General features: G+C 72.8%; 21 protein-coding genes, 1 tRNA gene and 1 pseudogene. 8 read left to right on the forward strand and 15 right to left on the reverse strand.

Going from position 1 to position 24,257, the window contains the following annotated elements:
* Positions 1-91: 91 nt before the first annotated feature.
* The 4 genes from FGW37_RS06255 to FGW37_RS06270 all read right to left on the reverse strand — a co-directional run bounded on the left by FGW37_RS06255 (position 92) and on the right by FGW37_RS06270 (position 5,002).
* Positions 92-1,642, reverse strand: coding sequence for an MFS transporter (locus tag FGW37_RS06255; protein WP_179080145.1), 1,551 nt, complete (start codon positions 1,640-1,642; stop codon positions 92-94).
* Positions 1,639-2,205 carry a TetR/AcrR family transcriptional regulator gene (locus FGW37_RS06260; protein ID WP_179080146.1) on the reverse strand — a complete coding sequence of 189 codons (567 nt, stop codon included), beginning with the start codon at positions 2,203-2,205 and terminating at the stop codon, positions 1,639-1,641. Before FGW37_RS06260 ends, FGW37_RS06255 begins: the two co-directional genes overlap by 4 nt.
* A 114-nt stretch (positions 2,206-2,319) precedes the next feature.
* Positions 2,320-3,753, reverse strand: a complete 1,434-nt coding sequence (gene argH / locus FGW37_RS06265; protein WP_179080147.1) for an argininosuccinate lyase — start codon at positions 3,751-3,753, stop codon at positions 2,320-2,322.
* A gap of 55 nt (positions 3,754-3,808) precedes the next feature.
* Positions 3,809-5,002, reverse strand: coding sequence for an argininosuccinate synthase (locus FGW37_RS06270; protein ID WP_179080148.1), 1,194 nt, complete (start codon positions 5,000-5,002; stop codon positions 3,809-3,811).
* 202 nt (positions 5,003-5,204) lie between these two features.
* On the opposite strand from FGW37_RS06270, the gene FGW37_RS06275 reads away from it, so the two are divergent.
* Positions 5,205-5,281 (forward strand) — tRNA-Pro (locus tag FGW37_RS06275).
* Positions 5,282-5,373: 92 nt separating this feature from the next.
* Here the strand turns inward: FGW37_RS06275 and FGW37_RS06280 are convergent.
* The 6 genes from FGW37_RS06280 to argC all read right to left on the reverse strand — a co-directional run bounded on the left by FGW37_RS06280 (position 5,374) and on the right by argC (position 11,821).
* Positions 5,374-6,585, reverse strand: coding sequence for an amidohydrolase family protein (locus tag FGW37_RS06280; protein WP_179080149.1), 1,212 nt, complete (start codon positions 6,583-6,585; stop codon positions 5,374-5,376).
* A gap of 186 nt (positions 6,586-6,771) precedes the next feature.
* Positions 6,772-7,314, reverse strand: coding sequence for an arginine repressor (locus FGW37_RS06285; RefSeq protein ID WP_058045220.1), 543 nt, complete (start codon positions 7,312-7,314; stop codon positions 6,772-6,774).
* Positions 7,315-7,409: 95 nt separating this feature from the next.
* Positions 7,410-8,603 (reverse strand): acetylornithine transaminase, encoded by a 1,194-nt coding sequence (locus tag FGW37_RS06290; RefSeq protein WP_179080150.1) that lies wholly within the window; start codon positions 8,601-8,603, stop codon positions 7,410-7,412.
* Positions 8,600-9,547 (reverse strand): acetylglutamate kinase, encoded by a 948-nt coding sequence (argB, locus tag FGW37_RS06295; protein ID WP_179080151.1) that lies wholly within the window; start codon positions 9,545-9,547, stop codon positions 8,600-8,602. The genes FGW37_RS06290 and argB overlap by 4 nt, the downstream gene beginning before the upstream one ends.
* Entirely contained in the window at positions 9,544-10,695 is a 1,152-nt protein-coding gene (gene argJ, locus FGW37_RS06300; RefSeq protein WP_179080152.1) for a bifunctional glutamate N-acetyltransferase/amino-acid acetyltransferase ArgJ, read from the reverse strand. Before argJ ends, argB begins: the two co-directional genes overlap by 4 nt.
* A gap of 97 nt (positions 10,696-10,792) precedes the next feature.
* Positions 10,793-11,821 carry an N-acetyl-gamma-glutamyl-phosphate reductase gene (argC, locus tag FGW37_RS06305; RefSeq protein ID WP_179080153.1) on the reverse strand — a complete coding sequence of 343 codons (1,029 nt, stop codon included), beginning with the start codon at positions 11,819-11,821 and terminating at the stop codon, positions 10,793-10,795.
* Positions 11,822-12,059: 238 nt separating this feature from the next.
* On the opposite strand from argC, the gene FGW37_RS06310 reads away from it, so the two are divergent.
* Together FGW37_RS06310 and FGW37_RS06315 are read left to right on the forward strand one after the other, a co-directional pair.
* A complete protein-coding gene (locus FGW37_RS06310) occupies positions 12,060-12,584 on the forward strand; it encodes a GtrA domain-containing protein (RefSeq protein WP_179080154.1) in 525 nt (174 codons plus the stop codon).
* 58 nt (positions 12,585-12,642) lie between these two features.
* Positions 12,643-13,632, forward strand: a pseudogene (locus FGW37_RS06315) (SMI1/KNR4 family protein).
* Between the two features lie 103 nt (positions 13,633-13,735).
* On the opposite strand, the gene FGW37_RS06320 reads toward FGW37_RS06315, so the two are convergent.
* Positions 13,736-15,955, reverse strand: coding sequence for an NADP-dependent isocitrate dehydrogenase (locus tag FGW37_RS06320; protein WP_179080155.1), 2,220 nt, complete (start codon positions 15,953-15,955; stop codon positions 13,736-13,738).
* A gap of 146 nt (positions 15,956-16,101) precedes the next feature.
* A complete protein-coding gene (locus FGW37_RS06325) occupies positions 16,102-16,599 on the reverse strand; it encodes a MarR family winged helix-turn-helix transcriptional regulator (protein WP_179080156.1) in 498 nt (165 codons plus the stop codon).
* 99 nt (positions 16,600-16,698) lie between these two features.
* Between FGW37_RS06325 and FGW37_RS06330 the strand changes: the two genes are divergently transcribed.
* Together FGW37_RS06330 and FGW37_RS06335 are read left to right on the forward strand one after the other, a co-directional pair.
* Entirely contained in the window at positions 16,699-17,640 is a 942-nt protein-coding gene (locus FGW37_RS06330) for an EamA family transporter (protein WP_179080157.1), read from the forward strand.
* Positions 17,641-17,645: 5 nt separating this feature from the next.
* Positions 17,646-18,287, forward strand: coding sequence for an NAD(P)-dependent oxidoreductase (locus tag FGW37_RS06335; RefSeq protein WP_179080158.1), 642 nt, complete (start codon positions 17,646-17,648; stop codon positions 18,285-18,287).
* Positions 18,288-18,582: 295 nt separating this feature from the next.
* On the opposite strand, the gene FGW37_RS06340 is transcribed toward FGW37_RS06335, so the two are convergent.
* On the reverse strand, positions 18,583-18,987 hold the full coding sequence (locus FGW37_RS06340; RefSeq protein ID WP_179080159.1) for an RNA-binding S4 domain-containing protein: 405 nt from the start codon (positions 18,985-18,987) through the stop codon (positions 18,583-18,585).
* Between the two features lie 30 nt (positions 18,988-19,017).
* A complete protein-coding gene (locus FGW37_RS06345) occupies positions 19,018-20,469 on the reverse strand; it encodes an aminotransferase-like domain-containing protein (RefSeq protein ID WP_179080160.1) in 1,452 nt (483 codons plus the stop codon).
* On the opposite strand from FGW37_RS06345, the gene FGW37_RS06350 reads away from it, so the two are divergent.
* Together FGW37_RS06350 and FGW37_RS06355 are read left to right on the forward strand one after the other, a co-directional pair.
* Positions 20,468-21,400: a DMT family transporter gene (locus FGW37_RS06350; RefSeq protein WP_179080161.1), complete on the forward strand. Its 933-nt coding sequence runs from the start codon at positions 20,468-20,470 to the stop codon at positions 21,398-21,400. The genes FGW37_RS06345 and FGW37_RS06350 overlap by 2 nt on opposite strands.
* 125 nt (positions 21,401-21,525) lie before the next feature.
* Positions 21,526-21,726 (forward strand): DUF1918 domain-containing protein, encoded by a 201-nt coding sequence (locus FGW37_RS06355; RefSeq protein ID WP_179080162.1) that lies wholly within the window; start codon positions 21,526-21,528, stop codon positions 21,724-21,726.
* A 112-nt stretch (positions 21,727-21,838) separates the two neighbouring features.
* Here FGW37_RS06355 and FGW37_RS06360 read toward each other — a convergent pair whose 3' ends face one another.
* A complete protein-coding gene (locus FGW37_RS06360) occupies positions 21,839-23,116 on the reverse strand; it encodes a glycoside hydrolase family 10-like protein (RefSeq protein ID WP_179080163.1) in 1,278 nt (425 codons plus the stop codon).
* A 179-nt stretch (positions 23,117-23,295) separates the two neighbouring features.
* On the opposite strand from FGW37_RS06360, the gene FGW37_RS06365 reads away from it, so the two are divergent.
* A complete protein-coding gene (locus FGW37_RS06365) occupies positions 23,296-24,153 on the forward strand; it encodes a 3-hydroxybutyryl-CoA dehydrogenase (RefSeq protein ID WP_179080164.1) in 858 nt (285 codons plus the stop codon).
* The last annotated feature ends 104 nt before the right edge of the window (positions 24,154-24,257 follow it).

Genomic DNA, 24,257 nt, shown 5'->3' on the forward strand with positions numbered 1-24,257 from the left:
CCGCCCCGGCCCGTCGTGCGCTTTGCTCATGTGAGCCGTACCCGGCTCAAACCGGTGAGCACGGTTCCGTTTGCCGTACCCGTGCAACGGTTCAGCCGCCGTACCCCTCCTCCAGCTTCTGCCCGCGCAGCAGGAACCACGCCGCCACGGCCGTGGCCAGCAGCACCACCGCACCGACGCCCGAGGCGATCCGCAGCCCGTCGACGAAGGCTTCCTGCGCGGAGGTGAGCAGGCCCGTGGCCTGGTCGGCCGGCAGCGCGGAGGTCGCTTCCACGGCGCCGCCGAGGGACTCGTGAGCCTGCGCGGCGGTCGTCTCCGGCACGCCCGCGGGGACGGCGAAGTCCCGGTAGACGCCGGTGACGATCGAGCCGAGCAGCGCGATGCCGAGCGCGGCGCCGAGCTCGTAGGCCGTCTCCGAGACCGCCGAGGCGGCACCCGCCTGCTCCTTGGGCACGCTGGAGAGGATCACGTCGGCCGTGACGGTGAAGGAGAAACCCGCTCCGACCCCCACGACCAGCAGCGTCGCGCCGAGCACCGGGTAAGCGGTACCGGACTGCAGCCAGACGAGCACCGCGAGGGCGATGCCGATGGCCGCGAGCCCGCCGGCCACCACCGAGCGCACCGAGAATCTCCGCGCGGCCCGTCCCGCGAGCAGGCCCGCGGTGACCGCGCCGATCGCGGCCGGCAGCTCGGCCAGGCCCGCCTCCAGCGGGCTGCGCCCCTGGACGAGCTGGAGGAACTGCGACAGGAAGAAGACCATGCCGGACAGGCCGAGGACGGTCAGCAGGTCGGCCAGCACCGCGCCCGAGAAGCCCCTGTGGTGGAACAGCCGCATGTTCAGCAGCGGCGAGGGCAGCGTGAGCTGCCGGCGGACGAACCACACCAGCGCCGCCACGCCCACGGCCGCCGCCACGGCGACCTCCCAGCGCAGGCCGTGCGTCGCCCCCTCCTTGATCGCGTAGACGACGGCGATGACGCCGGTCATCGACAGCACCACGCTGAGCAGGTCCCACGGGCCGGGCGAGGGATCGCGCGACTCGGGCAGCAGCTTGGCGCCGACGAGCACCAGCACGGCCATCACCGGCAGGTTGATCAGGAAGACGGAGCCCCACCAGAAGTGCCCCAGCAGGAAGCCGCCCACCACGGGCCCGACGGCGGCGCCCGCGGAGGCCATGGCACCCCAGATGCCGATGGCCAGGCTGCGTTCCTTGGGGTCGTGGAAGATGTTGCGGATGAGCGCCAGCGTGGACGGCATCAGCGTCGCGCCCGCGACGCCCAGCAGGGCCCGGGCGGCGATCATCATCTCGGGCGTATTGGCGTAGGCGTTCAGCACCGACACCGCGCCGAACGCCACCGCGCCGCACAGCAGGAGCTTCTTGCGGCCGATGCGGTCGCCGAGGCTGCCCATGGAGACCAGGAGGCCTGCGATGACGAACGAGTAGACGTCGCCGATCCACAGCAGCTGGGTGCCCGACGGCTGCAGGTCCTCGCTGAGGAAGGGTGTGGCCAGGCCGAGGACGGTGGCGTCGACGGCGACGAGGAGCACGGCCAGGGCGAGGACGGCGAGGGCGAGCCAGCGCCCGGGGCGGGGAGTCTCGGCGGGGGCCGCGAGGGTCTGCGGGCCGCCGGCGGTTCCGGTCACCGTTTCATCCTCCGCTCGGCGTCCGGCTTCCGCTCGGCGCCGCCGAGCAGCAGCTCGGCGACCATCCGGGGCATGTCCTTGGCGGCCACGCGCCGGTCCTGGACGGCCCAGGCACCGGTGCCGATCAGTCCGTAGAGGGCCTCGGTGAGCCAGGCGGGTGTGAGCTCGACCCGGAAGGCGCCCTCCTCCTGCCCGCGGCGGAAGAGCTCCTGGACGCGGGCGTCGAGGCGGTTCCAGCCCTCGTTGGTGCCGTTCTCGTAGAGCTGGTTCTCGGTGAAGAGGAAGGCGAGCATGCCGGCGACGGGCTCGGCCTCGTCGATCAGGCGGCGCACGGCGCCGGCCGCGTCGCCCTCCTCGATCCGGGCCGCGTCCAGGGCCTGCCCGAACTGCTGGATGCCCAGTTCCTCCAGGGCGCGGACGAGCGCGTCGCGCCCCGCGAAGTGGCGGTGGAGGGTGGCGCGACCGATCCCGGCGGCCTTGGCGATCTCGTCCATGGAGGCGGTCGCCCTGCGGGTGAGCAGGGCGGCGGCCTCCCTCAGCACATGGTCTCGGTCAACACTCATGAGACGACGATAACCCGGATGAGACATAAACGTCTCATCCGGGTTGTGATCGTCTCGCGGAAGGCGTGGCCGTCTCACAGGAGACGTGGCCATCCCAAGGAAGGCGCAGCCGTCTCAGCCGCGCTTGGCGTCCGCCCACCCGCGCTGGACCGCCAGGTCCGCCTTGACCTCGCCGAGCTGGACCGCGACCGCGGACGGCGCGGTGCCGCCCCGCCCGCTGCGCGAGGCGAGCGCACCGGGCACGCTCAGGACCGACCGGACCTCGGGCGTCAGATGCGGTGAGATGGCGGCGAACTGCTCGTCGGTCAGGCCGTCCAGTTCGATGCCGCGCGCCTCGCACTCCTTGACGCACTCCCCCGCCACCTCGTGCGCCACACGGAACGGCACGCCCTGCTTGACGAGCCACTCGGCGATGTCGGTGGCCAGGGAGAATCCGGCGGGGGCCAGCTCCTCCATCCGGGCGCGGTTGACCGTGAGGGTGGCCATCATCCCGGTGAAGGCCGGCAGGAGGACCTCCAGCTGGTCGCAGGAGTCGAAGACGGGCTCCTTGTCCTCCTGCAGGTCCCGGTTGTAGGCGAGCGGCAGGGCCTTGAGGGTGGCGAGCAGGCCGGTGAGGTTGCCGATGAGCCGCCCGGACTTGCCGCGCGCGAGCTCGGCGATGTCCGGGTTCTTCTTCTGCGGCATGATCGACGAGCCGGTGGAGAAGGCGTCGTGGAGGGTCACGAAGGAGAACTCCTTCGTGTTCCAGATGATGACCTCCTCGGCGATCCGCGACAGGTCGATGCCGATCATCGCCGTGATGAAGGCGAACTCGGCGACGAAGTCGCGCGAGGCCGTGCCGTCGATGGAGTTGCCCGCCGAGCCGCGCTCGAAGCCGAGGTCGGCCGCGACCGCCTCCGGGTCGAGCCCGAGGGAGGACCCGGCCAGGGCCCCCGACCCGTAGGGCGAGACCGCCGTGCGCTCGTCCCACTGCCGCAGCCGCTCGGCGTCCCGCGAGAGCGACTGGACGTGGGCGAGCACGTGGTGGGCGAACAGGACCGGCTGGGCGTGCTGCAGGTGCGTCCGCCCCGGCATGGCGACGTCGGCGTGGGCCTCGGCGAGGCCCACGAGCGCCTCCTGCAGCTCGGTGAGGAGCCCCCCGATGATCCGGGCGTGGTCGCGCAGGTACATCCGGAAGAGCGTGGCGACCTGGTCGTTGCGGGACCGCCCGGCGCGCAGCTTGCCGCCGAGGTCCGGGCCGAGCCGCTCCAGCAGGCCCCGCTCCAGCGCGGTGTGCACGTCCTCGTCGGCGACGGTGCCGGTGAAGGTGCCGGCGACGACATCCTTCTCCAGCCGGTCGAGGCCGTCGAGCATCCGCTCCAGCTCGTCGGCCGTCAGCAGGCCGGCCGTGTGGAGCACGCGGGCGTGGGCGCGGGATCCGGCGATGTCGTAGGAGGCGAGCCGCCAGTCGAAGTGGACCGAGGCGGACAGCCTGGCCAGCGCTTCGGCCGGGCCGTCGGCGAAACGGCCGCCCCAGAGCCGGACGTCGTCGGTGGTGCCGTTGCTCACTTGCGTGCTCCTCGTGGGTGGTGGGGGCGGCCGGCCGCCGTGGGCGGGTGGTCGATCAGGCCAGGTCGCGCTTCGCGGCGATCTTCGAGGACAGGCCGAAGATCTCGATGAAGCCCTTCGACATGGACTGGTCGAACGTGTCGCCCGTGTCGTACGTGGCGAGGTTGAAGTCGTAGAGCGACTTCTCGGACTTCCGGCCCGTGACGACGGCCCGGCCGCCGTGCAGCGTCATCCGGATGTCGCCGGAGACGTGCTCGTTGGCCTCGGCGATGAAGCCGTCCAGGGCCCGCTTGAGCGGGGAGAACCACAGGCCGTCGTAGACGAGCTCGGTCCACCGCTGCTCGACCTGCCGCTTGTACCGGGCGAGCTCGCGCTCGACCGTGACGGCCTCCAGCTCCTGGTGGGCGGTGATCAGCGCGATGGCGCCGGGCGCCTCGTAGATCTCCCGGGACTTGATGCCGACCAGCCGGTCCTCGACCATGTCCAGCCGGCCGACGCCCTGCGCGCCGGCCCGCTCGTTGAGCTGCTGGATCGCCTGCAGCACGGAGACGGGCTTGCCGTCGATCGCGACCGGGACGCCCTGCTCGAAGGTGATGATCACCTCGTCGGCCTCCCGGGGCGTGGCCGGGTTGGCGGTGTAGTCGTAGACGTCCTCGATCGGGGCGTTCCAGATGTCCTCGAGGAAGCCCGTCTCGACGGCCCTGCCGAAGACGTTCTGGTCGATGGAGTACGGGGACTTCTTCGTGGTGGCGATCGGCAGGCCCTTGGCCTCGCAGAAGGCGATGGCCTTGTCCCGCGTCATGGCGTAGTCCCGGACGGGGGCGATGCACTTGAGCTCGGGGGCGAGGGAGGAGATGCCGGCCTCGAACCGCACCTGGTCGTTGCCCTTGCCGGTGCAGCCGTGGGCGACGGTGGTCGCGCCGTGCTTGTTCGCGGCGGCGACGAGGTGCTTGACGATCGTGGGCCGGGAGAGGGCGGAGACCAGCGGGTACCGGTCCATGTAGAGGGCGTTGGCCTTGATCGCCGGGAGGCAGTACTCCTCGGCGAACTCGTCCTTGGCGTCGGCGACCTCCGCCTCCACCGCACCGCAGGCGAGCGCGCGCTTGCGGATGACGTCCAGGTCCTCGCCGCCCTGGCCGACGTCCACGGCAACGGCGATGACCTCGGCGCCCGTCTCCTCGGCGATCCAGCCGATGGCGACGGAGGTGTCCAGGCCGCCGGAGTAGGCGAGTACGACGCGCTCGGTCACGGGTTTCTCCTTACGATGCATACGCTGATGGGTATAAGTATGCACTCCACCGTATGGTTCGTCAACGGGCGACACTCGTAGCGGTACGTGATCGTGCCGTGACGCAGGCGGAGCCCCGGACCCCGAATTTGGATCACGCAGCCAAACAGGATATTTTCTTTCTGCACGCCCGACCGGGGAGAAACCCGGGAGGGACGGGCACCGGGACGTGGCGCAGCTTGGTAGCGCACTTGACTGGGGGTCAAGGGGTCGTGGGTTCAAATCCCGCCGTCCCGACCAGCGAACATCGCAGGTCGGAGGCCGTTTCCTCGTAAGGGGAAGCGGCCTTCTCCGTTTTTCCGGGCCCCCTCTTCGGGCGCCTCCCCGTGCCCCTAGAGCAGCTTCGCCGTGCCGACCCGCCGGCCCTCCCGCAGGACCGCCGTCACGGCGTGGACGGCCGTGATGTCGGCGAGCGGGTCCCCCGCCACCGCCACGATGTCCGCGTCGAAGCCCGGCGCGATGCACCCCTTGCGGCAGGCGACGCCGCACGCGCGGGCCGCGGCCGAGGTCGCGGCGCGCAGCGCCTCCAGCGGGCCGAAGCCCATGCCGGCCATGGCGACGACGCTGTACGGGTGGCTGCCGTGGGCCTTGACGGGGAAGATCCCCGAGTCGCTGCCGCAGACCACGGCCACGCCGGCCTCCCGCATCGCGGCCATCCCGGCGGCCAGCCCGGGCAGGCGGCGGGCGATCCGGGGCGGGGGCGGCGGGCCGCCGGGCAGGGCTCCCAGGGTGAGGGAGGCGACCACGCCGAGGCGGACCATGTCGTCGAGGACGCGCCGGTCGTAGTCCACGCCGGGGTCGCTCTCGTCGCTCTCGTCGGTGATCTCGGTGACGAAGAAGCAGTGCTCGACCATGTCGAACCCGGCGGCCACGGCGCCGGCGATGCCGGCCGCCGAGTGGGCGTGCGCAGTGACCGGCAGCCCGTGCCGGTGGGCCTCGCGCACGGCGGCGAGCAGCTCGGCGTGGCTGTACTGCACGTGGAACGGGTCCGAGCCGGGGGTGAGGTCGCCGCCGGTCACCATCACCTTCACCACGTCGACGCCCCGCCCGGCGCGCTCGCGCACGGCCGCCCGGATCGCGTCGACGCCCTCGGCCTGCCCGCCGAGGAACCAGCAGTGGCCGCGCGCGGTGGTGATCGGCGGCCCGGAGGCGAGCACGGTGGGGCCGGCCGTGGGGTCCTTGGCGGTCTCCTCGCGCACCCGCAGCGCGAGGTACCCCCGGTCCCCCAGGTCCCGTACGGTCGTCACGCCCGCGGCGAGCGCCGCCCGGCCCGCTTCCCGCATCCGGTCGAGCAGTTCCTCGTCGCCTGCGCGCTGCAGGCGTCCCACGGCGTCCTCGCTCGCGTCGAAGGCGAGGTGGACGTGGGTGTCCACGAAGCCGGGGAGCAGCGTCACGTCCCCCAGGTCCAGCAGTTCTGCGCCCGCGGGCACGCTCCCGCCGGGGTGCACGGCGACGATGCGCCCGCCCTCGGCCAGCACCACGGGCCGTTCCACGAGCCCCGGTCCTATCCCGTCGAAGAGCTTCGCCGCGCGGATCGCGAGCATGTGTCCTCCCTTGCCCAATGACTGCTGTTGGGCTGGTGTTTACGGCGCCGACGCCCTGGGCCCCTCGTCATCCTGCCCATTCCGGCGCCGCGGACACGACGGATGGCGCCCCGCAAGTGCGGGACGCCATCGGCAGGTTCGGTCGGGGTACGGGGCGCGGCCGGGCCTTTCGGCCGCGCCCCGCCCTCAGCGCTCCTTCTGGGCCAGTCTGAGCAGGTGGTCCGCGAGGGCCTGGCCGCCCTTGGGGTCGCGGCTGATGAGCATCACCGTGTCGTCGCCGGCGATGGTGCCGATGATCTCGTGCACCCCCGCCTGGTCGATCGCGGAGGCGAAGAACTGCGCGGCACCCGGCGGCGTGCGCAGGACGACCAGGTTGGCGGAGGCCTCCGCCGAGATCAGCAGTTCGCCCGCGAGGCGGCCCATGCGGGCCTCGGTCGCGGATTCGCCGAGCGGGGCCCGGGGGGTGCGGTCGCCGCCCTCCGACGGGACCGCGTAGATCAGCTCGCCACCGGTGTTGCGGATCTTGACCGCGCCCAGTTCGTCGAGGTCGCGGGAGAGCGTCGCCTGGGTGACGGACAGGCCGTCGTCGGCGAGCAGCTTGGCGAGCTGGCTCTGCGACCGGACCGCCTGCCGGCCGAGGATGTCCACGATCCGGCGGTGGCGGGCGGTACGGGTCTGCGGTACGGCCTGTCCGCCGTGGAACGGCTCCGGCTCCTGCGCCTGGGTCATCGTCTCGTCAGTCTCCGCTTCGTCGTTCCCCGAGGGTCCCGCAGGGGCCGTGTCGCCCCGCCGGCCCCGTCCGCCTCGTCGGCCGCTCCGGCCGCTCACGCCCCCGGGCCGACGGTGGCAGCAGCAGCGTCCAGGACACCCGGCAGCGCCTGGAGGAACGTTTCCACCTCATCTTCGGTGATGATCAGCGGCGGGGCCAGCCGCACCACGTCGGGTGCGACCGCGTTCACCAGGAGGCCGGCGTCCTGTGCTGCCTGCTGCACCTTCGGTGCAAGGGGCTCGGAAAGGACAATACCCAGCAGCAGGCCCGCGCCACGGACGCGGTCGACCAGCGGATGGCCGAGCGCAGCGATCCCGTCACGCAGCCGCTCCCCCGTCACCGCCACGCGGGAGAGGATTCCTTCGCCCTCCAGCGTGTCGAGGACCGCCAGGGCGGCGGCGCACGCGACGGGGTTCCCGCCGAACGTGGAGCCGTGCTGACCGGGCGTCAGCAGATCGGCGGCCGCGCCGAAGGCGAGCGTCGCCCCGATCGGCAGGCCGCCGCCGAGGCCCTTGGCGAGGGTGACGATGTCGGGCTCGACGCCCTGCGCCCGGTGCTCGTACCAGTGGCCGGTGCGGCCGATACCTGTCTGAATCTCGTCCAGGACGAGGAGGGTGCCGGTGGCGCGGGTGATCTCCCGGGCGGCGGCCAGGTAGCCGGGGGGCGGCACGACGACTCCGGCCTCGCCCTGGACCGGCTCCAGCACCACGAGCGCGGTGTCGGTGGTCACGGCGGCCCGCAGCGCCTCGGCGTCGCCGTACGGGACGTGGGTGACGCCCGCGGGCAGCGGCAGGAACGGGTCCTGCTTGGCGGGCTGGCCGGTGAGCGCCAGGGCTCCCATCGTGCGGCCGTGGAAGCCGCCGGTGGCGGCGACCATGTGCGTCCGGCCCGTCCGGCGCCCGATCTTGAACGCGGCCTCGACGGCCTCCGCCCCCGAGTTGGCGAAGTACACGCGGCCCGGCCGGCCCGCGAGGGCGAGCAGCCGCTCGGCCAGGGCGACCGTCGGCTCGGCGCTGAAGAGGTTGGAGACGTGGCCGAGCGTGGCGATCTGGTCCGAGACCGCCCGGACGACCGCCGGGTGGGCGTGGCCGAGGGCGTTGACCGCGATTCCGCCGACGAGGTCGAGGTACGGCTTGCCGTCGGCGTCCCAGACGGTGCTCCCCTCCCCGCGGGCGAGGGGGATGCGCGGGGTGCCGTAGTTGTCCATCAGCGCGCCCTGCCAGCGCTGGGTGAGTCCGGCGTTGCTCACTGCTGCTTCCCCTCCGGCTCGCTCGCCGCCTCGTCGGGCACGACCATCGTGCCGATGCCCTCGTCCGTGAAGATCTCCAGCAGGATCGAGTGCTGGACCCGGCCGTCTATGACGCGGGCCGTGGTGACGCCGTTGCGCACGGCGTGCAGGCACCCCTCCATCTTGGGGACCATCCCGCTGGCCAGGTCGGGCAGCAGGGCCTCCAGCTCGCTCGCCGTGAGCCGGCTGATGACCTCGTCGCTGTGCGGCCAGTCCTCGTAGAGGCCCTCGACGTCGGTGAGGACCATCAGCGTCTCCGCGCCGAGGGCCGCGGCGAGCGCGGCCGCCGCGGTGTCGGCGTTGACGTTGAAGACCCCATGACCGTCGGCGTCGTCGGCGCTGCGGGCGATGGAGGAGACGACGGGGATGCGCCCGTTGTCGAGCAGGGCCTGGACGGCGCCGGTGTCGATGTCGGTGATCTCGCCGACGCGGCCGATGTCGACGCGTTCGCCGCCGATGTCGGCGTAGTGCTTGGTGGCGGTCATGGTGTGGGCGTCCTCGCCCGTGAGGCCCACGGCGAGCGGGCCGTGCTCGTTGAGCAGGCCGACGAGTTCGCGCTGCACCTGCCCGGCGAGCACCATGCGGACGACGTCCATGGCCTCCGGGGTGGTCACCCGCAGCCCGGCCTTGAACTCCGACGTAAGGCCGAGCCGGTCCAGCTGCGCACTGATCTGCGGGCCGCCGCCGTGCACGACGACCGGACGCAGCCCGGCGTGGTGGAGGAAGACGACGTCCTGGGCGAAGGCGGCCTTCAGCTCCTCGTCGACCATGGCGTTGCCGCCGAACTTGATGACGACGGTCTTGCCGTGATGCCGCGTCAGCCAGGGCAGTGCCTCGATGAGGATGCGGGCCTTGGGGAGGGCGGTGTGCTTGCGGGCCGTGCCCGCGCTGTCCGTGGTCGTCATGAGGAGTACGCGCTGTTCTCGTGGACGTAGTCGGCGGTGAGGTCGTTGGCCCAGATGACGGCGGACTCGCCGCCCTCGGCCAGGTCCGCGGTGATGCGGACCTCCCGGTAGCGCATGTCGACGAGGTCGCGGTCGTCGCCGACGGAGCCGTTCCGGCAGACCCAGACGCCGTTGATGGCGACGTTGAGCTTGTCGGGGTCGAAAGCGGCGGAGGTGGTGCCGATGGCGGAGAGCACCCGGCCCCAGTTGGGGTCCTCGCCGTGGAGGGCGCACTTGAGGAGGTTGTTACGGGCGATGGAGCGCCCGACCTCGACGGCGTCGTCCTCGGTGGCGGCGTTGATCACCTCGATACGGATGTCCTTGCTCGCACCCTCCGCGTCACCGATCAGCTGACGGGCGAGATCGTCACAGACCGCGCGGACGGCCTCGGCGAACACGTCCTGCGCGGGCGTGACTTCGGCGGCACCGGAGGCGAGCAGCAGCACGGTGTCGTTGGTGGACATGCACCCGTCGGAGTCGACCCGGTCGAAGGTTGTACGGGTCGCGGCGCGCAGGGCGGCGTCGAGCCCGGGCGTGTCGATGTCGGCGTCGGTGGTGAGGACGACGAGCATCGTGGCCAGGCCCGGGGCGAGCATGCCCGCCCCCTTGGCCATACCGCCCACCGTCCAGCCGTCCCCCTGGACCACCGCCGTCTTGTGCACGGTGTCCGTGGTCTTGATGGCGATGGCGGCCTTCTCACCACCGTGGGCGGAGAGCCCGGCGGCGGCCTTGTCGATGCCGGGCAGCAGCTTGTCCATGGGCAGCCGGACGCCGATGAGCCCGGTGGAGGCGACGGCGATCTCGCCGGCGCTGTGCCCCAGTGCCTCGGCCGCCTTCTCGGCGGTGGCGTGGGTGTCCTGGAAGCCCCCCGGCCCGGTGCAGGCGTTGGCGCCGCCGGAGTTGAGGACCACGGCCGAGACCTGTCCGCCCTTGAGGACCTGCTGCGACCAGAGCACCGGCGCGGCCTTCACCCGGTTCGAGGTGAAGACGCCCGCGGCGGCCAGGCGGGGGCCCTGGTTGACCACGAGGGCCAGGTCGGGGTTGCCGCTCTCCTTGATCCCGGCGGCGATGCCCGCCGCCGTGAATCCCTTCGCTGCCGTGACGCTCACTGCATCTCCTCGTTCGCCCGGTTGCTCGTCGTCGTGTTCTTGGCCGTGTCGCACGGCACCAGCCGCGCCAGGAGGGTCGCGATGACCCGGCGTACGCTCATGGCGCCACCCCGGTGGCCGGCAGGCCCAGCTCCTCGGGGAGGCCGAGGGCGATGTTCATGCTCTGCACCGCACCGCCGGCGGTGCCCTTGGTCAGGTTGTCGATCGCGCACACCACGACGATCCGCCCGGCCGCCTCGTCCAGCGCCACCTGCACCAGCACGGTGTTGGAGCCGTAGACGGCGGCGGTGGCCGGCCACTGCCCCTCGGGCAGCAGGTGGACGAAGGGCTCCTCCGCGAACGCCTTCTCGTACGCGGCCCGCAGGCCGCCGGCCGTCACACCGGGGCGGGCCTTGGCGCTGCAGGTGGCGAGGATGCCCCGCGGCATCGGCGCCAGAGTGGGCGTGAAGGAGACCGTGACGGGCTCCCCCGCCGCGGCGGAGAGATTCTGGACGATCTCGGGCGTGTGCCGGTGCGAGCCGCCCACGCCGTACGGGCTCATGGAGCCCATGACCTCGGAGCCGAGCAGGTGCGGCTTGGCCGCCTTGCCCGCACCCGACGTCCCGGACGCCGCCACGATCACCGCTTCCGGCTCTGCGATTCCCGCCCCGTAGGCCGGGAACAGCGCCAGCGACACGGCGGTCGGATAGCACCCGGGCACGGCCACACGCCGTACGCCCTTCAGCGCCTCCCGCCCGCCGGGCAGCTCCGGCAACCCGTAGGGCCACGTACCCGCATGCGCCGAACCGTAGAACCGCTCCCACTCCCCCGCGTCCTTCAACCGGAAGTCCGCACCGCAGTCGATCACCAGGGCCGCGTCGCCGAGCTCGGCGGCGACGGCCGCGGACTGCCCGTGCGGCAGGGCGAGGAAGACGACGTCGTGCCCGGCGAGGACCTCGGCCGAGGTGGGCTCCAGCACCCGCCCGGCCAGGGGCAGCAGGTGCGGCTGCACGGAGCCGAGCCGCCGGCCGGCGTTGGAGCTCGCAGTGAGAGCGCCGATCCGTACGCCGGGGTGCGCGAGCAGCAGGCGCAGCACTTCGCCGCCCGCGTATCCGCTCGCTCCTGCCACTGCCACACGTACTGCCATCGGGCCCCTCCTGGTCGATGGCATGACTATACGAATAAGCGAAGATTTATGCAATGCCCGTTGCGAGGGCCCGCGGGACCCACACCTGCGCCGGAGTTCACGATGCCACCTATGGCGCCATAATTGCTCGACATGGCGCCACTCATGCACCATGATGGCATTCCGAGCGGCGCGTCCCCCGGCCTCACAGGCCGAAGGACGCGCGTTTCGCGGGATGAGCCATCGGAGGGGCCGGATCATGGGGACAGCGCAGAGCAGGAGGCAGGCGGCGCCCGGCGCCTTCAGCGCCTTCGCTCGCTTCGCACTCTGCGGCGGTGGGGTGGGGCTCGCCTCCAGCTTCGCCGTGGCGGCCCTCGCCTCCTGGATTCCCTGGGTCCTGGCCAACGCCCTGATCACCGTGGTCTCCACACTCCTCTCCACCGAGCTGCACGCCCGCTTCACCTTCGGCGCGGGCGGGCGCGCGACCCGGCGCCAGCATGCGCAGTCGGCCGGGTCCGCGGCGGCCGCGTACGCGGTGACCTGCCTGGCGGTGCTTTCCCTGCAGCAGCTGGTGGCGGCACCCGGCGCGGTGCTCGAGCAGGTCGTCTACCTGTCGGCCTCCGCACTCGCCGGTGTCGCGCGGTTCGCGGTGCTGCGCCTCGTCGTCTTCGCACGAAACCGCTCGCAGGCCGCGGGCACCCTGCGCACCGCCCGTCCCCTGCACGCGGCCGTGGCCCGCGCCTCGGCGCCGGCCGGCCCCGCAGCGCTTTGCCGCGCCGCCTGACCGTCGCTCGGCGGCGGGCGCGGTGTCAGTGCCTCCGCCTACGGTCTGCGCATGGTCGATCATCCGAAGCTCCCCCTCCCCCGCTGCACGACTTCGCGACCTGGGAACCCGTGCTGCGGCTCCTGCGGGCCGGCCGCGCGGAGGGGCGCATCGGCCGGGGCGGCTGGAGTCTGCCCCTTCGGCGGACCCGGAACTGCTGGAGCGGACGCTGCGTGGGCGGCTGCGCGGCGCTGTCGGCGCGACGGAGGCAGAGATCAGCGCTGCGGAAGCACGCCTCGGCGTCCCCCTGCCCGACGAGCTCAAGGCGCTCTACCGGGTGACGCGGGCACGGTGGGAGGACCGGGGCGACGACTACGAGGCCGCGCGGCGCGAATGCACGGCGGTCGGCTGCGAGCTCTTCGCGCCGGACGGCCTGTACATCGCCGACGCGTCGTCCCGTCACTGCCGCTGGGAGTTCGCGGCGATGGAGGCGGTCGTCACGCCGCCCGACGCCGCGGTGCAGGGCCTGGCCGGCTCACCCCGGCTGGATCGCCTTCGGGGACAACGGCGGCGGCGACCGGCTGGCCGTCGATCGGACCGCCGGCCCGAACGGACACGTGGGGCAGATCATCATGATCGGCCACGAGGAGAACGTCGGCGCTTCCCTGGTCGCCGACTCGCTCACCGACCTGGTGCTGAACCGGCTCAGCAAGCGGCACGGCGGCTCGGGCGGAGACCGGCCGCCCGCCGTGGCCCACGTCAACATCCGAAGCCTGCCGAGCGTCGAGGCCGCCGCCCACCCCCGGCTTGGAGGTGTTGTCCATCGGCGTGTGGGACGAGGCGCCGCTCAGTCTCGCGCCGGTCACCGGACTGCCCCGGCTGCGGACCCTCGCCGCCTACCCCGGCACGCTCGCCGACCTCCTGGAGCCTGTCGGCCGCCGCCATCAGGGTGCACGGCAACCCGGACCCCCTGCCCGTCGTGGCCGTCGCCAACGAACTCCTGGCCCTCTGGGACCGGCCCCGGATCATCCGGACCGTTCTCGAAGGCAGCCTCAGCACCGTGCCGTAGCCGAGGCGACGGCGGGGTGCGGCCCCGGCCGGCACGAACGGAACCGCCCCGGCCGGGCGCAGTGCCGGCCGGGGCGGAACGGGTTGTTCGTCGCGCGGGCGCGTCAGCCCAGGATCGCCAGAGCCTGGTTGAGCGTCGCCGACGGGCGCATGACGGCCGAGGCCTTCGTCACGTCGGGCTGGTAGTAGCCACCGATCTCGGCCGGGGAGCCCTGCACCGCGATCAGCTCGTCGACGATGGTCCGCTCCTGCTCGGCGAGCGTCTTGGCCAGGGGCCCGAACGCCTCCGCGAGCTGCGCGTCGTCGGTCTGCTTCGCGAGCTCCTGGGCCCAGTAGAGCGCCAGGTAGAAGTGGCTGCCACGGTTGTCGATGCCGCCCAGGCGGCGGCTCGGCGACTTGTCCTCGTTGAGGAAGGTGCCGGTCGCGCGGTCGAGCGTGTCGGCGAGGACCTTGGCGCGGGCGTTGCCCGTGGTGGCCGCGAGGTGCTCGAAGCTGGCCGCGAGCGCGAAGAACTCGCCCAGGCTGTCCCAGCGGAGGTAGTTCTCCTTGACGAGCTGCTGCACGTGCTTGGGAGCGGAGCCGCCGGCGCCGGTCTCGAACAGGCCGCCGCCGTTCATGAGCGGGACGACCGAGAGCATCTTCGCGCTCGTGCCGAGCTCGAGGATCGGGAACAGGTCGGTGAGGTAGTCACGCAGGACGTTGCCGGTGACGGAGATCGTGTCCTCGCCGCGGCGGATGCGCTCCAGCGAGAACTTCGTCGCCTCGACGGGCGACATGATCTCGATCTGCAGGCCCTCGGTGTCGTGCTCCGGCAGGTACGCCTTGACCTTCTCGATGAGCTGCGCGTCGTGCGCGCGGGCCTCGTCGAGCCAGAAGACGGCCGGGACGCCGGTCGCGCGGGCGCGGGTGACGGCGAGCTTGACCCAGTCGCGGATCGGCGCGTCCTTGGACTGGCACATGCGGAAGATGTCGCCCGCGCCGACCGTCTGCTCCAGCACGACGTCGCCGGCGCCGTCGAGGACGCGCACCGTGCCGGTGGCGGGGATCTCGAAGGTCTTGTCGTGGCTGCCGTACTCCTCGGCCTTCTGCGCCATGAGGCCGACGTTGGGCACGGAGCCCATCGTCGACGGGTCGAAGGCGCCGTTGGCGCGGCAGTCGTCGAGGACGACCTGGTAGACGCCCGCGTAGCTGCTGTCCGGGAGGACGGCGAGGGTGTCGGCCTCCTGGCCGTCCGGGCCCCACATGTGGCCGGAGGTGCGGATCATGGCCGGCATGGAGGCGTCGACGATGACGTCGCTGGGGACGTGCAGGTTGGTGATGCCCTTGTCGGAGTCGACCATCGCCAGGGCCGGGCCCTCGGCGAGCTCGGCGTCGAAGGAGGCCTTGATCGCGGCGCCCTCGGGCAGGGCCTCCAGGCCCTTGAAGATGCCGCCGAGGCCGTCGTTCGGGGTCAGGCCCGCGGCGGCGAGCTGCTCGCCGTACTGCGCGAACGTCTTCGGGAAGAAGGCGCGGACCACGTGGCCGAAGATGATCGGGTCGGAGACCTTCATCATCGTGGCCTTCAGGTGCACGGAGAAGAGCACGCCCTCGGCCTTGGCGCGGGCGATCTGCGCCGTGAGGAACTCGCGCAGCGCGGCGACGCGCATGACGGAGGCGTCGACGACCTCGCCGGCGAGCACGGGGACCGACTCGCGCAGGACCGTGGTGGAGCCGTCGTCACCCGAGAGCTCGATGCGGAGCGTGCCGTCCGCGGCGATGACCGCGGACTTCTCGGTGGAGCGGAAGTCGTCGACGCCCATGGTGGCGACGTTCGTCTTCGAGTCGGCCGTCCAGGCGCCCATGCGGTGCGGGTGCGTCTTGGCGTAGTTCTTGACCGACGCGGGGGCGCGGCGGTCGGAGTTGCCCTCGCGCAGGACGGGGTTGACCGCGCTGCCCTTGACCTTGTCGTAGCGGGCGCGAATGTCGCGCTCCTCGTCGGTCTTCGGGTCGTCCGGGTAGTCCGGCAGCGCGTAGCCCTGCTGCTGCAGCTCGGCGACCGCGGCCTTCAGCTGCGGGATCGAGGCCGAGATGTTGGGCAGCTTGATGATGTTGGCACCCGGCGTCTTGGCCAGCCGGCCGAGCTCGGCGAGGGCGTCGTCGATGCGCCGGCTCTCTTCGAGGTACTCGGGGAACTGCGAGATGATCCGGCCGGCCAGGGAGATGTCGCGGGTCTCCACAGTGACCCCGGCCGTCGAGGCGTAGGCCTGGACCACGGGCAGGAACGAGTGCGTGGCCAGGGCCGGGGCCTCGTCGGTGTGCGTATAGATGATGGTCGAGTCAGTCACCGGGTGCTCCGCTCCACGTCTGTAACATTGCTCGACATCAAGATATCTCGTGGCGGACCCCCTCTCGACAGGACCCTGGCCACATCCGCAGCGCGGGGCCGGACACGTGTCCCGGCCGCCTTTCGAGGCGAGGCCGGGCGGGCCTGTCAGTCCTTGCCGTCGCCCAGCGACTCCAGCAGGCTCCTGAGGGTCGCCGCGATCATGTCGCGCTCTTCCTGCGTGAGGGCGGCGAGCAGGCCGGCCGAGGTGGCGATGTGGTCGGGCAGGGCCTCGTCGATGAGGGCGCGGCCCGCGTCGGTGAGCGCGACGACGACGCTGCGGCCGTCCGAGGCGCTGGGGCTGCGGCGCACCAGGCCGCGGGCCTCCAGGCGGTCCAGGCGCTGGGTGACGGCTCCCGAGGTGACCATCGACGCCCGCATCAGCTCGGCGGGGGTCAGCCGGTGGGGCGCATCGCTGCGCCGCAGCGTGGCGAGGACGTCGAAGGACGCGGCGTCGAGCCCGTGGGCGTTGAACGTACGCCCCGTTTCGGCGTCGACGAGCCGGGACAGCCGCTTGAGCCGTCCGAGCACCGCCATCGGCGACACATCCAGGTCAGGGCGCTGCACAGCCCACTGTTCGAGTACGAGGTCGACGTGATCTGCCATCGGGCCAGGGTAGTGGGTCCGCCGCAATTGCCTTAGCGGTGAGGTACCTCACGCACCGACTCCCGGCCAGATAGCTTAGTGCTGAGATATATTGCTTTAGTGCTAAGCAATCGCGTCGGGACCCTGCTGCTCACCGCCCTGGCACCAGCCGTCTGGGGCACCACCTACCTCGTCACCACCGAACTCCTTCCGCCGGGCCGTCCGCTCCTCGCGGCGGTCGTGCGCGCCCTGCCCGCCGGGATCGTGCTCGTCGCCGTCACGCGGCGCCTGCCCGGGGGCGTGTGGTGGTGGCGAGCGTTCGTGCTCGGCGCCCTCAACATCGGGGTGTTCTTCGCCCTGCTGTTCGTCGCCGCCTACCGTCTGCCCGGCGGGGTCGCCGCGACCGTCGGGGCGATACAGCCCCTGCTGGTCGCCCTCCTCTCCGCCGGCCTGCTCGGCGAGCGGCTCTCCGCCCGCACCCTGATCGCCGCCGTCGCCGGAGTCGCGGGCGTCAGCCTCCTCGTGCTCCGGGCCGGAGCCCGGCTGGATGCCCTCGGCGTCGCCGCCGCGGCCGGCGGAGCCGTCGTCATGGCCACCGGAATCGTCCTCAGCAAGCGCTGGGTCTCGCCCGCGCCCCTCCTCGCGACCACCGGCTGGCAGCTCGTCGCCGGCGGCCTGCTCCTGCTGCCCGTCGCCCTCCTCGCCGAAGGCGCACCGCCCGCGGCGCCGACCGCGGCGAACCTGGCCGGTTACGCCTACCTCGCCGTCATCGGATCCGCCCTCGCGTACGCCCTGTGGTTCCGTGGGATCCGGCTCCTGCCGCCCACCGACGCCACGTTCCTCGGCCTGCTCAGCCCGCTGGTCGCCACGGCGCTGGGGTGGCTGGCGCTCGGTCAGGAACTCACCGCCGCACAGGGTTTCGGCGCGCTCGTCGTCCTCGGCTCGCTCGTCGCGGCACAGAGCCGGCGCCGCGCAACCGGCACGAAGAGCACGTCCGGCACGCCCCGTACCTCCCCCGCGGCCGTGGCCGCGACGGACCTGCCCGACACCACCAGGAGCTGACCAACATGCGCATCACCGTCTTCGGAGCCGCCGGCAACGTGGGCAGCCGCGTCGTGACCGAGGCCCTGTCCCGCGGCCACGACGTCACCGCCGTCGTACGGAACTCCGCCCGCTTCGGCGAACTGCCCGTCGGCGCCACCGCCCGCACCGGCGACGCCTCGGACCCGGCGGACGTCGCACGGCTCAGCGCCGGGCAGGACGTCGTGATCGGCGCGACCCGCCCCGCGCCCGGCAGCGAGCACCAGCTCGTCGCCGCCACCGAGGGGCTGCTGGCCGGGCTCGCCCGCACCGGCGTCCGGCTGCTGCTCGTCGGCGGCGCCGGCAGCCTGGCCCTCCCCGGCACCGACGGCACCACCGTCATGGACGGGCCCGGCTTCCCCGCCGACTGGCGGCCCATCGCCCTGGCCTGCAACGACCAGCTGGCCGCCTGCCGCACCGCCGAGGACGGCGTGGACTGGGCCTACCTGAGCCCGGCCGCCCTCCTGGAACCGGGCGAGCGCACCGGCCACTACCGACTGGGCACCGACGAACTCCTCGTGGATGCCGAGGGCAACTCGGCGATCTCCATGGAAGACCTGGCGGTAGCCCTCCTCGACGAGGCCGAACACCCGGCGCACCACCGGACGCGGTTCACAGCCGGGTACTGAGGGTTCGCTGCCGTGCCCCGGCCCGCCTTGACGGACCGGGTCACGGGCACGGCGCACCCGGTCGACGCGCGGGCAGTCCGGCACCGCCGATAGGGCTCGTCGTGACTGTTCCCCCGCCGCGGCGGGGGAACGTGCCCGACCTGTGCACCGGCACCTTGCGCGCGTAGGCACGCACGCCACCACCCCTCCCGCCGCAGCGGCGCGCAACCCCCACAGCCGACACCGGCGGTGCCGAACCCAGCGGCACGGCCGAAATCCGGCACCGCCGGTACACCCTGTCGTAGTCGGCCGGCCGTCAGTGGTCTCGCTGGGCGCCCTGGAGGCGTTCCAGTTCGCGGCGGTCGCGCTTGGTGGGGCGGCCCGTGCCGCGGTCGCGGACGGCTACCGCGGCCACGTGTTCGCGCGGCGGCTCGGGCGGGGTGTTGTCGACGTAGCACTCGGCCGCGACGGGCGCGCCGACCCGCTTGCTGATGAGCCGCGACACGACGACGATGCGCTCCCGCCCGGCGAGGCGCACCCGCACCTCGTCGCCGGGGCGCACCGTCTGGGCGGGCTTGGCGCGCTCGCCGTTGACGCGGACGTGGCCCGCGCGGCAGGCGGCACCTGCCGCGGAGCGCGTCTTCGTGAGCCGTACGGACCAGATCCAGCTGTCGACCCGGACCGGAGCGGCGCCCTCGCCTGAAGCAACTACTGAAGCCATGCTCCGACTGTAGGCCCTGGGGACCGGCAGTCAGCCCCCGGGACATGCGGTCTCGAACGCCGTCCGCAGCCTGCTCACGCCCTCCGCCAGCTCGGCCGTCCCGGCGACCGCCGCGAAGCTCAGCCGCAGGTGCGGGGCCACGGACTCCGCGGGGTGGTACGGACCGCCCGAGGCCACGGCGACGCCGGCGCGCAGCGCGGCCGCGGACAGTGCGGCGTCGTCGGTGCCGTCCGGCAGCCGGGCCCACACGTGGAAGCCTCCGGGCGGTACGAAGCCGACGGAGACGGCGGGCAGTTCGCGGTGCAGGGCGGTGAGCAGCGCCTCGCGCCGGACGCGCAGCTCGGCGGCGGTCGTGCGCCGGTGCCGGGTCCAGGCGGGCGAGCCGACGAGTTCGAGGGCGGCCTCCTGCAGGGGGCGCGGCACGAAGAAGCTGTCCACGACCTGGATGGCCCGCAGGCGTTCGAGGACGGGCCCGCGGGCGGCGAGGGCCCCCACGCGCAGGCTGGGCGAGGTGGCCTTGGTGAGGGAGCAGACGTGGACGACGATGCCGTCGGGGTCGTCCGCGGCGAGGGTGGGAGGCAGCGGTGGTGAGTCCTCGTGGGCGAGGCGGCGTGCGAAGTCGTCCTCGATGACGAAGGCTCCGGCCTCGCGGGCCACGCGGATCACCTCGGGCCGCCGGTCGTCGGCCAGGACGGCGCCGGTCGGGTTCTGGAACAGCGGCTGGCAGACGAAGACGCGGGCGCCGCTCGTGCGGAACGCCTCCGCGAGCAGGTCGGTGCGCACGCCGCGGGCGTCGGTGGGCACGGGTACGGGCCGCAGCCCGGAGGCGCGCGCGGCGGCGAGCATGCCGGGGTAGGTCGGGGATTCGACGAGCAGGGGCGCGCCGGGCGGGGCGAGGGCCCGCAGGGCCGCGGTCAGGGCGCTCTGCCCGCCGGCGGTGATCAGCACCTCGGAGGCGGCGACGGTGCCGGCCGGGCCGCCGATCTCGCGGGCGAACCAGGCGCGCAGCTCGGTCACGCCCTCGATCGGCGGGCGGCCCCAGGCGCCGGGGCGGCGCCCGGCCCGGCCGAGGGCCGCGGCAAGGGCGCGCTCGGGCTGCAGGGCGGGGTGGAGGTAGCCGCCGCTGAGCTCGATGACACCGGGCGGGGGTTCGGCGAGCGTGCTGAGCACGCCGGAGGCGTCGACGGAGCGGGGGACGGCCTCCGCGGCACTCTCCATGCTGAGGGCGACCTGCTGCCACGAGGTGTCGCCGAGGCGTACGGGCGCGCTGTGCGGGGCCGTACGGAAGGCGCCGGCGCCGGGCCGGGTGGTCACGAGGCCTTCCGCGGCGAGGGCGGCGATCGCCCGCGAGACGGTGACGGGGCTGACCCGGAAGCGTTCGACAAGGGCCCTGCTGGACGGCAGCTTCTCACCCGGAGAGTAGCGGTTGAGCTCTCTTTTCAGGGATTCTGCCAGTTCAGCGACGCTGTTACGCTCATGCATGAGAGTGAAAGATAGCGCTATCGGACCGACTGCGGTAGCAGTGCAGAGCTCCGAGCGAGCGGCTACGGCGGCCTCCGCGGGAAGCGGGGTCCTCCTCGCCGCCCTGGGCGTGGCGACCTTCTCGCTGACGTTCCCCGCGACGGCCTGGGCCCTGGAGGGGCTCGGCCCGTGGTCCGTGACCGCCTGCCGGATGCTGCTGGCGGGCCTGATCGCCGCCGCCTGCCTGCTGGCGCTGCGCGTCCGGGTGCCCGCGCGGCGGCACTGGCCCGCCCTGTGCGCGGTGGCCGGCGGCACGGTCGTCGGCTTCCCCCTGCTCACCACGCTCGCCCTGCAGACCTCCTCGACCTCGCACGCCGCGGTCGTCGTGGGCCTGCTGCCACTGACGACCGCCGCCTACTCGGCCGTACGCAACCGGACCCGGCACTCGCGCACGTTCTGGGGCGCGGCGGTCACGGGCGCGGCCGTGGTGATCGCCTTCGCCGTGCAGCAGAGCGGCGGCAGGCCCACGACCGGCGACCTGTACCTGTTCGCGGCGCTGCTGGTCTGCGCGGCGGGCTACGCGGAGGGCGGGCGGCTGGCCCGCGAGATGCCGGGCTGGCAGGTCATCGGCTGGGCGCTGGTGCTGTGCCTGCCGGTCGCGGCCGCGGGCAGCGCGGTGGCGCTGTGGGCCGAGCCCGGACGGCTCACGGGCCACACGGTCGCGGGGCTGCTGTGGCTCGCCGCGGGATCGCAGTTCCTGGGCATGTGGGTGTGGTACCGCGGCATGAGCGCGATCGGAGTCGCCCGGGCCAGCCAGCTGCAGCTGGCGCAGCCGCTGCTCACCCTGGTCTGGTCGGTGCTGCTGCTCGGCGAGCGGCTGACCCCCGCCGCGCCGGTGGCCGCCGTGGCCGTGCTGGTGTGCATCGGGGTGACGCAGCGGGCGCGCGGCTGAGCGGGCGCGCGTGTTGCTCCACCTGGCCGAGGGGCGGGCCATATACCGCCGGTCACCGTAGACTTGGGAGCGTCCCAGCACACACCTCGAATCTCGAGCGGAACTCGAACGGAAGGGCACCGTCGATGCATGCGAGCAAGGGTGACCGCCTGGTGGTGCACGGCCGGGTCGTCGGCAAGGAGGACCACGTCGTGGAGATCGTGGAGGTGCTGGGGCCCGACGGCACGCCGCCGTACCGGGTCCGCGCCGAGAACGGCCACGAGACGATCATGTCGCCGGGCCCCGACGCGGTGGTCGACCACCGCAAGGCCTCCGACCAGGGTTAGCACACGTCTTCGACCCCGCTGCCCGGGGCGCCTCCCAGCGGCAGCCGGGGGAGGACGGCCCCCGCGGCGGGGTCCGGCGGCGCCGCACGCACCCCACGGCGTCAGCCGGCGGTCAGCGAGGCGGGCGTACCCGCGCCGGGTAGTGGTCCTTGACCACCCGCGCCATCGCCCCTATCGGGTCCGCGACCACCTGCTTGGCGGAGAAGTACACGTTCCCGAGCACCTCCGGGTGCTCCCGGCACAGCGTGAGGTGGCGCGAGAGCTCGGCCGGGTCCTGCCAGGGCGCGGGCTGGGCGGGGTCGCCCGCCCGGTACAGCGCCTCGCCGACGTACAGCTGCACGTCCGTGTCCCGGACGGTCTCCGCCCACCACGGCACGAGCTTCGCGTAGTCCGCGGCGGCGAAGCCGATGTGCCAGTACACCTGGGGCACGATGTAGTCGATCCACTCCTCCCGGACCCATTTCCGCGTGTCCGCGCCGAGGTCGTCGTAGGTCTGCACGCCCGCACGGGTGTCCGAGCCGAGCGGGTCGGTGGAGCGGTTGCGCCAGACGGCGAACGGGCTGATCCCGAACTGCACGTGCCGCTTGCGCCGCTTGATGCGCTGCCCCATCTCCTGCACCAGCAGGTCGATGTTGTCGCGCCGCCAGGCGGCCCGGTCCGGGAAGCCGGAGCCGGAGCGGGCGTACGCGGTGTCGTCGTCGAAGCGCTGCCCGGTCACCGGGTACGGGTAGAAGTAGTCGTCGAAGTGCACGCCGTCCAGGTCGTAGCGGGAGACGGCGTCGAGCATGGCGTCCTGGACGAAGCGGCGCACCTCGGGGAGGCCGGGGTTGTAGTAGAGCTTGCCGCCGTAGGGCACGACCCACTCGGGGTGGATACGCGCGGGGTGGGTGGCGACGAGCCGGCCGGGGTCGGGGTGGTTGGCGATGCGGTAGGGATTGAACCAGCCGTGCAGTTCGATCCTGCGCCGGTGGGCCTCGCGCACGGCGAAGGCCAGCGGGTCCCAGCCCGGATAGCGGCCCTGAGTTCCCGTCAGATACTCCGACCACGGCTCGAACGGGGAGGGCCAGAAGGCGTCCGCGGTCGGCCGGATCTGCAGCATGACCGCGTTGAGGCGGCGGTCGGCGGCCGTGTCGAGGAGGGTGATCAGCTCCTCGCGCTGCCGGTCGGGACCGAGGCCCGGCTTGGACGGCCAGTCGACGTTGACGACGGTGGCGATCCACATTCCCCGGAACTCACGCTTCCGCCGGCGCTCGGCCGGGCCGCCCGCCCTCGCCGTCCGCGGCACGGGCCACGACCGTCCCACGGCCGCTCCCGCCTCGCCGGACGCCAGCATGGCGGACATCATCCCTGCGGCGGCCACGGTGAACCCTCTTCGGGTCATACGCCCCATATGCGGGACCTCTCTTCGCCGTCTCGTCGGATCGGTCACACCGTTCGAGGCCAGCATGCCCGCCCCAGCCCCATCGGGACCGCACGGCGCGGAGTAACGTCTGGAACGAGGCGGGCACCGCGCGAGACGCGGCCCGCCGGACGACCGAGAACAGCGAAAGGCACGATGTGACGGACACTGTGGCAGACGTAGCGCGTGTCGGGGTGGTGGGCTGCGGCCAGATGGGCGCGGGGATCGCGGAGGTGTGTGCCCGGGCCGGCCTGGACGTCATGGTCGCCGAGACCACCGGGGAGGCCCTGGAGATCGGCCGCACCCGCCTGACCAACTCCCTCGGCAAGGCCGCCGAGCGCGGCAAGATCTCCGAGGAGGAGCGCGACGCGACGCTCGCCCGGCTGAGCTTCACCACCGACCTCGGCGAGTTCGCCGACCGCGACCTGGTCATCGAGGCCGTCGTCGAGAACGAGCAGGTCAAGTCCGAGATCTTCCAGGTCCTGGACCAGGTGGTCACCCGCCCCGACGCGATCCTGGCCTCCAACACCTCCTCGATCCCGCTGGTGAAGCTGGCCGTGGCCACCTCCCGGCCGGACCGCGTCATCGGCATCCACTTCTTCAACCCGGCCCCGGTCCAGAACCTCGTCGAGCTCATCCCGGCCCTCACCACCAGCGAGGAAACGATCAAGCGCGCCGACGCGCTGGTCGCCAACGTGCTGGGCAAGCACGCCATCCGGGCCCAGGACCGCTCCGGCTTCGTCGTCAACGCCCTGCTGATCCCGTACCTGCTCTCGGCCATCCGGATGTTCGAGTCCGGCATCGCCAGCCGCGAGGACATCGACAACGGCATGGAGCTCGGCTGCGCCCACCCGATGGGCCCGCTCAAGCTCTCCGACCTGATCGGCCTGGACACGGTGGCCTCGGTCGCCGACAGCATGTACCAGGAGTACAAGGAGCCGCTGTACGCCGCTCCCCCGCTGCTCCAGCGCATGGTCGACGCAGGCCGCCTCGGCCGCAAGACCGGCTCGGGCTTCTACACGTACTGATCCGTACGGACACGTACCGAGGCCCGCAGCCGCCCGTCACGGTCCGCTACCAGCCGGCACCGCCGCACACCCGTGTTCGCACGGGGTGTGCGGCGGTGACTCGC

The organism is Streptomyces rectiverticillatus, assembly GCF_013394065.1.
Taxonomy (GTDB): domain Bacteria; phylum Actinomycetota; class Actinomycetes; order Streptomycetales; family Streptomycetaceae; genus Streptomyces; species Streptomyces rectiverticillatus.

Coding starts and splice junctions, on each gene's coding strand:
- FGW37_RS06280 (WP_179080149.1), bottom strand. CDS start 6,585: ATGCTCGCGATCCGCGCGGCGAAGCTCTTCGACGGGATAGGACCGGGG.
- FGW37_RS06340 (WP_179080159.1), bottom strand. CDS start 18,987: ATGGCTTCAGTAGTTGCTTCAGGCGAGGGCGCCGCTCCGGTCCGGGTC.
- FGW37_RS06310 (WP_179080154.1), top strand. CDS start 12,060: ATGGGGACAGCGCAGAGCAGGAGGCAGGCGGCGCCCGGCGCCTTCAGC.
- argB (WP_179080151.1), bottom strand. CDS start 9,547: ATGACGACCACGGACAGCGCGGGCACGGCCCGCAAGCACACCGCCCTC.
- FGW37_RS06325 (WP_179080156.1), bottom strand. CDS start 16,599: ATGGCAGATCACGTCGACCTCGTACTCGAACAGTGGGCTGTGCAGCGC.
- FGW37_RS06285 (WP_058045220.1), bottom strand. CDS start 7,314: ATGACCCAGGCGCAGGAGCCGGAGCCGTTCCACGGCGGACAGGCCGTA.
- FGW37_RS06345 (WP_179080160.1), bottom strand. CDS start 20,469: ATGCATGAGCGTAACAGCGTCGCTGAACTGGCAGAATCCCTGAAAAGA.
- FGW37_RS06335 (WP_179080158.1), top strand. CDS start 17,646: ATGCGCATCACCGTCTTCGGAGCCGCCGGCAACGTGGGCAGCCGCGTC.
- FGW37_RS06355 (WP_179080162.1), top strand. CDS start 21,526: ATGCATGCGAGCAAGGGTGACCGCCTGGTGGTGCACGGCCGGGTCGTC.
- FGW37_RS06360 (WP_179080163.1), bottom strand. CDS start 23,116: ATGGGGCGTATGACCCGAAGAGGGTTCACCGTGGCCGCCGCAGGGATG.
- FGW37_RS06260 (WP_179080146.1), bottom strand. CDS start 2,205: ATGAGTGTTGACCGAGACCATGTGCTGAGGGAGGCCGCCGCCCTGCTC.
- FGW37_RS06350 (WP_179080161.1), top strand. CDS start 20,468: ATGAGAGTGAAAGATAGCGCTATCGGACCGACTGCGGTAGCAGTGCAG.
- argC (WP_179080153.1), bottom strand. CDS start 11,821: ATGGCAGTACGTGTGGCAGTGGCAGGAGCGAGCGGATACGCGGGCGGC.